The organism is Mesorhizobium sp., assembly GCF_024509055.1.
Lineage (GTDB): Bacteria > Pseudomonadota > Alphaproteobacteria > Rhizobiales > Rhizobiaceae > Mesorhizobium.
In genome coordinates this window covers 1-5,895 of the sequence record NZ_JANINM010000065.1, presented here as the reverse complement: position 1 = coordinate 5,895, position 5,895 = coordinate 1, and the positions used below count along the sequence as shown (strand labels likewise).

Annotated in this window: 7 protein-coding genes; 1 reads left to right on the top strand and 6 read right to left on the bottom strand. The window is 65.6% G+C overall.

Translation table 11 applies throughout. From position 1 onward, the window contains the following. A partial coding sequence (locus tag Q0L57_RS03945; protein WP_296738388.1) for an aldehyde dehydrogenase family protein occupies nt 1-534 on the top strand: 534 nt, incomplete at its 5' end. A gap of 68 nt (nt 535-602) precedes the next feature. On the opposite strand, the gene ugpC is transcribed toward Q0L57_RS03945, so the two are convergent. The 6 genes from ugpC to Q0L57_RS03915 form a co-directional block, all read right to left on the bottom strand. Further along, nucleotides 603-1,679, bottom strand: a complete 1,077-nt coding sequence (gene ugpC / locus Q0L57_RS03940) for a sn-glycerol-3-phosphate ABC transporter ATP-binding protein UgpC (RefSeq protein ID WP_296738386.1) — start codon at nt 1,677-1,679, stop codon at nt 603-605. Further along, on the bottom strand, nt 1,666-2,604 hold the full coding sequence (locus Q0L57_RS03935; RefSeq protein WP_296738392.1) for a PfkB family carbohydrate kinase: 939 nt from the start codon (nt 2,602-2,604) through the stop codon (nt 1,666-1,668). Before Q0L57_RS03935 ends, ugpC begins: the two co-directional genes overlap by 14 nt. After that, nucleotides 2,604-3,620, bottom strand: a complete 1,017-nt coding sequence (locus Q0L57_RS03930; RefSeq protein ID WP_296738391.1) for an SIS domain-containing protein — start codon at nt 3,618-3,620, stop codon at nt 2,604-2,606. Before Q0L57_RS03930 ends, Q0L57_RS03935 begins: the two co-directional genes overlap by 1 nt. A gap of 2 nt (nt 3,621-3,622) precedes the next feature. Next, nucleotides 3,623-4,468 (bottom strand): carbohydrate ABC transporter permease, encoded by an 846-nt coding sequence (locus Q0L57_RS03925; protein WP_296738384.1) that lies wholly within the window; start codon nt 4,466-4,468, stop codon nt 3,623-3,625. Then, entirely contained in the window at nt 4,468-5,352 is an 885-nt protein-coding gene (locus tag Q0L57_RS03920) for a carbohydrate ABC transporter permease (RefSeq protein WP_296738381.1), read from the bottom strand. The genes Q0L57_RS03925 and Q0L57_RS03920 overlap by 1 nt, the downstream gene beginning before the upstream one ends. A gap of 85 nt (nt 5,353-5,437) precedes the next feature. Continuing rightward, the coding region (locus Q0L57_RS03915) for an extracellular solute-binding protein (RefSeq protein WP_296738380.1) at nt 5,438-5,895 on the bottom strand (458 nt) is incomplete at its 5' end.

Below are 5,895 nucleotides of genomic sequence, written 5' to 3'. Positions count from 1 at the left end.
AAGGCGCTGGTCGGTCCGCTGATCGACAAGGGCGCGTTCGACAACATGCAGAAGGCATTGAAAGAGGCGGAAGCGCATGGCGGCAAGGTGACCGGCGGCGCGCGCGTCGAGAACGGCCATCCGGACGCCTACTATGTGCATCCGGCCCTGGTCGAGATGCCGAAGCAGGTTGCTCCGGTGACGGAAGAGACCTTCGCGCCGATCCTCTATGTGATGAAATATTCCGACTTCGACGCAGCACTCGAGCAGCACAATGCGGTCGGTGCGGGCCTGTCGTCGTCGATCTTCACCCGCGATCTCCAGGAATCGGAGCGCTTCCTCGGCGTCGACGGCTCGGATTGCGGCATCGCCAACGTCAACATCGGCACCTCGGGCGCCGAGATCGGCGGCGCGTTCGGCGGCGAGAAGGAAACCGGCGGTGGCCGCGAGAGCGGCTCGGACGCCTGGAAGGCCTATATGCGCCGGGCCACCAACACCGTGAACTTCTCCAAGGCGCTTCCGTTGGCGCAGGGCGTGTCCTTCGATATCGACTGAAGCAGAAGGAGCGGTTCAGCCTGAACGCCGAACCGCTCCAACTTTGTATCTATCCCGGGCGGAAAAGCTCAGAAGGCTTTGCCGGTCGCCAGGTCGAAGAGGCGAAGCGCGTCTTCGTCGAAGGTGAAGGCGCATGACTGGCCTTTGGCGACACGGGCTCGCGGCGACAAGGTTGCCGTCAGCTTCTGCGTGCCGATCCTGGCGGTGGTGACCTGCTCGGGGCCGGTCAGCTCGACGACGTCGATCTCGACAGGCAGCGACAACTCCGCAGCGCTTCCGGTCCCGAGACGGAGGGCTTCAGGCCTGATCCCGACGACGACCAGAGCGCCGTTCCCCACCACGCTCGCGTAACGAGCCGGCAGGGTCAATCGGGTATCCGCGCCGGCGATGGCAAGCTTGCCGTCCTCGACCACCGCCTCCAGCATGTTCATCGACGGGGCGCCTACGAAGCCCGCGACGTAGAGGGTCGCCGGCTGGTTGTAGATTTCCTCCGGCGTGCCGAGCTGCTCGATGCGACCGTCGCGCATGACGGCGATCCGGCTCGCCAGGGTCATGGCCTCGATTTGGTCGTGGGTGACGTAGACAACTGTGGTCCGCAGCATCTCATGCAGGCGCTTGAGCTCGGTGCGCATTTCGAGGCGCAGCTTGGCGTCGAGATTGGACAGGGGTTCGTCGAACAGGAAGACCTGCGGTTTGCGCACCAGCGCCCTGCCGATGGCGACGCGCTGGCGCTGGCCGCCGGAGAGCTGGCCGGGCTTGCGATCGAGCAGGGCTTCAATCTGCAGGAGCTTTGCCGCTTCGCGCACGGCCTTGTCGCGTTCAGCCGCCGGAACCTTGCGCATCTCGAGCCCGAAGCCGATGTTGCGGCTCACCGTGAGGTTCGGATAGAGCGCATAGGACTGGAAGACCATGGCGATGTCGCGGTTCTTGGGATGCACGCCCAGCACCGAGCGTTCGCCGATCAGCACGTCGCCGCTTGTCGCCTCGGCGAGGCCGGCGATGATGTTGAGCAAGGTCGACTTGCCGCAACCGGATGAGCCGAGCAGCACCAGGAACTCGCCGCTTTCGAGCGCGATGTCGATGCCCTTCAGCGTTTCGACGTTGCCGTAGTTCTTGCGGACGCCGCGTATCTCAAGCGCGCTCATTGATGGCTTCCTCGAAAAACATTCGCCCGCCATAGTCACGGGGCAGGGTTGAGATGGCGCGTGAAGCCACCTGGATGGCAGCGGAAAGGCAACCGGTCAGCGGCCGTTCTTGCGCCAATGCCGCAAGGAACGCGGCGTTGAAGACATCGCCGGCGCCGATCGTGTCGACGACGTTCACACCTGGCGCCGGCACATCGATCAACTGGTCGTCCGCGCCGATGGCGATGGCACCGTCCGGCCCACGCTTGACCACGACGGTGGCGCCCTTCTTCATGCCGTCTCGGATCTTGCGCGCCGCTTCAGCTGGGTTCTCCAGTCCGGCGAGCGTCGTAGTCTCGACCTCGTTGAAAAGAGCAAGCTCGCAACGCGACAGCCAGCGACGCGCAGCAATGCAATTTGCCGGCGTCCAACCGTCGATCGGCCAGCCGGTGTCCAGCACGACGGCAATCCGGTGCGTGTCCGCCCAGTCGAAAAACGCGTCGTAGTCGTGCGCGAGATCGTCGGTCAGGAACGATCCGCAAAGCAGCGCGTAACCCCCGGACAACCGCCCGCCGTCCAGCACCGCGAGGACGTCTGCAAGGCTGAAGCGGGGCAGGTGGCCGCGCGTCGTGAAGAATGTCCGCTCGCCGTCCGGGTGGGTCATGCCGACCGACAGTGTCGTGCCCTCGGGGCGGACAGGCCATCGCTCGGCCCGTGGACCAAAGGCCTCGCGTAGCCAGCGACCGAACTGATCGTCGCCGAGATTGGCTGCAATCTCGAAATCGATCTCCAGCGCCTGCCAGGCGAGCGCCGTGTTGCCGGCCTGGCCGCCGACGCGCAGATCGTCATGGTCGACAACCGTCTCGGTACCTGCCTTCGGCCATGGCGCGACCGGGCCGACGATCAGGTCGACGTTGACGTTGCCGATCACCGCAAGCGGTCGCATCATTCGCTCCGCGTGATCTTGGTGGTGCGGACCGGCGTCCCGGCATTGTCGACGCGGGCATCGGCAAAGGCGATCATCAGGCGCTGCGCCACCGGCAAGATGGCGAAGACCGCCGCCAGCCCGGCAGCCGGCTGGAAGGTCAGCGTCACCGCGCCCGCAACCGGGGGCTTGCCGGAGGCGTCGAAGACGATCAGCGGCGCGCCGGCTTCGACCACTGAAACCGCCATCGCGGTGACGAGATCGGCGGTAGTGTCGTTGGCACGGAAGAGGACGATGCCGATCTTCGGACCGAGCATTTCCATCGGCCCGTGGCGTAGCTGGCCGCCTTCGAGCGAGTAGCATGGCAGGCGCGACAGTTCGGTGAGGCCGAGCGCCAGTGCCTCGGCCACACCTTGCAGGCTGCGGCCCGAGGTGACGACGGTGGCAACGCCGCTCAAGGCCGTCAGCGCGGCGTCGATCGCAACGGGTTCCGGAGACCTGAGCGTGGCAAGCGCGGCGGCGGGATCCTCGCCAAGCGCGGCCAGGATGGCGAGGTGCAGCGCGAAAGTCACGGTCAGGCTGCGGGTGGCGGCGAAGGCGAGCTCGGTGCCGCCGGCGCCGACGAGGCAAGGCACTGTTCGTCCAAGGAAGGAAGCACCTTCGAGCGTCAGGCCGAATGTGTCGGCATGTTCGCGGGTCTCAGAAAACCAGCGCACCACTTCCGCGCTTTCGCCCGATTGCGAGGTGACGAGAACCGTGCGGCCCGCTAATGGCAATGGCTGTCCAAGCTGCTCGGAGAGAGGCAGCGCGATGGCATCGATCCCATGCGCGCGGTAAAGCGGCTCGACGGCGCGGGCGACCGCGTGCGAGGCGCCCATGCCAAGCAAGATCAGCCTGTCGTTCTTCCTGATCGATGCGGCGACCTTGGCGGCGGCATCGCCGTTGTTCTTGAATGAGGCGAGCGCATCGGTGTACTGGCGCGCCATTTCACGATCGATCGCCACGAGCCCCGCCGGGCGGCTTCTTTCCACAGTCATCATTATCCTTTCACACCACCACTGGTCAGGCCTGATATCAGCGCGCGCTGCATGACGAGGCCGATCAGCACCGGCGGCAGCGCCGCGAGCACTCCCGCCGTTGCGATCAGCCCGTAGTCGGAGACACGTCCGCCAGCCAGGTCGGCGATGGCGACGGTGAGCGTCTTCGCCCTCTGGTCCGAGGTGAAGAGCAGCGCATAGAAGAACTCGTCCCAGGCGAGCAGCACGGCAAACAGCGCCGACGTTCCCACCACGGGCGCTGCCAGGGGCAAGGTGATGATGCGCCAGGTCTGCAGCAGGCCGGCGCCGTCGATCATGGCGGCGGCCTCGATCTCGCGCGGGATGGAATCAAAGCCGGATTTCATCAGCCAGGTGGTGAAGGGCGCCAGGATCGTCAGGTAGATCAGCGCCAGGCCGAAGACGTTGTTGAGCAAGCCGAAATACGACAGGCCCATATAGAGCGGCACCGAGAGCGCGACCGGCGGCAGCATGTAGGTGGCAATGACCATGGACAGCGACCAGCCTACCGAGGGCGTGCGCGAGACCGCCCAGCCTGCTGGGACAGCAAGCAGGATCGCGGCAAGCGTCGCCATGCCGGCGATTTCCAAACTGTTGCGCAACGAGGCGGTGAAGGCAGCGCCTGCGCTGTTCTCGGCCATCGACAGCAATTGCGCATAGCGGGAGAAGTCCGCGCTCTGCGGCCACCAGCGCAGCGGCTTGGCGGCAAGGTCGGCCGCCGGCGAAACGCTCATGATGAACAGCCAGGCGAGCGGCGCCAGGATCACGACCGCAAGCAGGATTGCGCAGGCGTAGATGAAGATGGTGAAGACCGGATTCTTGCGTTCCATCAGGCGGCACTCCCCGCGGTCTTCCTGACCAGCGCGCCGTATGCGACGGCAAGCACGGTGACGAGCAAGGTCACGATCAAGGCGAGCGATGCGCCCGAGCCCGCCCGCTGGAAGGAGAAAGCCTCCTGGTAGACGAGGATCGACAGCGTGCGGGTGCTGTTCGCGGGTCCGCCGCGGGTCATCACCCAGATGATATCGAAGACCTTGAAGGCCTCGATGGTGCGCAGCACCAGCGCGACCATCAGCGGGCCGGCGAGATAGGGCAGGATGACGAAGCGGAAGCGGGCAAACGGGCCGGCGCCATCGACCAGGGCGGCGGCGGTGATGTCGCGCGGCACCGCCTGCAGGGCAGCGAGCGCAATGAGGGCCACAAGCGGGAAATTCTTCCAGCAGTCGGCGACGATCAGTGCCGCCAGCGCGGTGCCGGGCTCGCCGAGCCAGGAGCGGTAGGCGTCGATCAGATGCAATTGCGTGAGCGCCGCGTTCAGCGCGCCATATTCCGGGTTGTAGATCAACCGCCACAGCGTGGCGTTGACGACCGTGGGCAGCGCCCAGGGCAGGATCATCAGCCCGCGCAGCACCGTGCGACCGCGAAATTCCTGGTTGAGCAGAAGCGCCGCAAGCACGCCGATGACCATTTCAGCGGCGACCGAAATGACCGCGAACCAGGTGGTCGTCGCCAGCGTGCGCGTGAAGTTCGAGCTCGTTAGCATCTTCGTATAGTTGTCGATGCCGACGAAATTGCCGGCCGTGCCGACCAGCTGAGCGTCGGTGAAGGAAAGCCTGACGGTGTCAACCAATGGCCAGCCGATGACGGCGACCATGATCACCAGCAACGGCAGCATCAGAAGCCACGCGCGAGTCGTCATCCAGGTGCCTGACATGCGAGGCGCCTCTCTTCCTTCATCCGGTTAGAAATAGCACGGGCGGCACTCGTGCATGAGGCCGCCCGTGTCGGGGAACGACAGGTCAGAGGCCGCTGTTCTGCGCGGCCGTCTTCAGCGCATCCTCAGGCGTCGACTGGCCGAGCAGCGATTCCTGGATGGCCTGCTGCAGCGCCGTCGAGAGCTGCTGGTACTTCGGCGTGGTCGGGCGCGGGTACATCGCGGCGAGGCCGAGCTTGGCGGCGGCGATCAGTTCCTCCTGGCCCTTGGTGACGGCCGGGTCGTCATAGGACGAGGCCCAGATCGGCAGCGAGAGCTTGGCGTACTGGTTCTGCGTCGCCTGCGAGGTCATGAACTCGATGTACTTCCAGGCTTCATCCTGGTGCTTCGACACTGCGGTGATGCCGAGGCCCATCGAGCCGTTGACGGCCGACACCTCGCTTGTGCCGGCAACGCCCGGGGCCGGGACGACGCCGACCTTGCCGGCAACCTTCGAGTCCTTCGGATCGTTGGCCATGTTGTACATGTAGGTCCAGTTCAGCG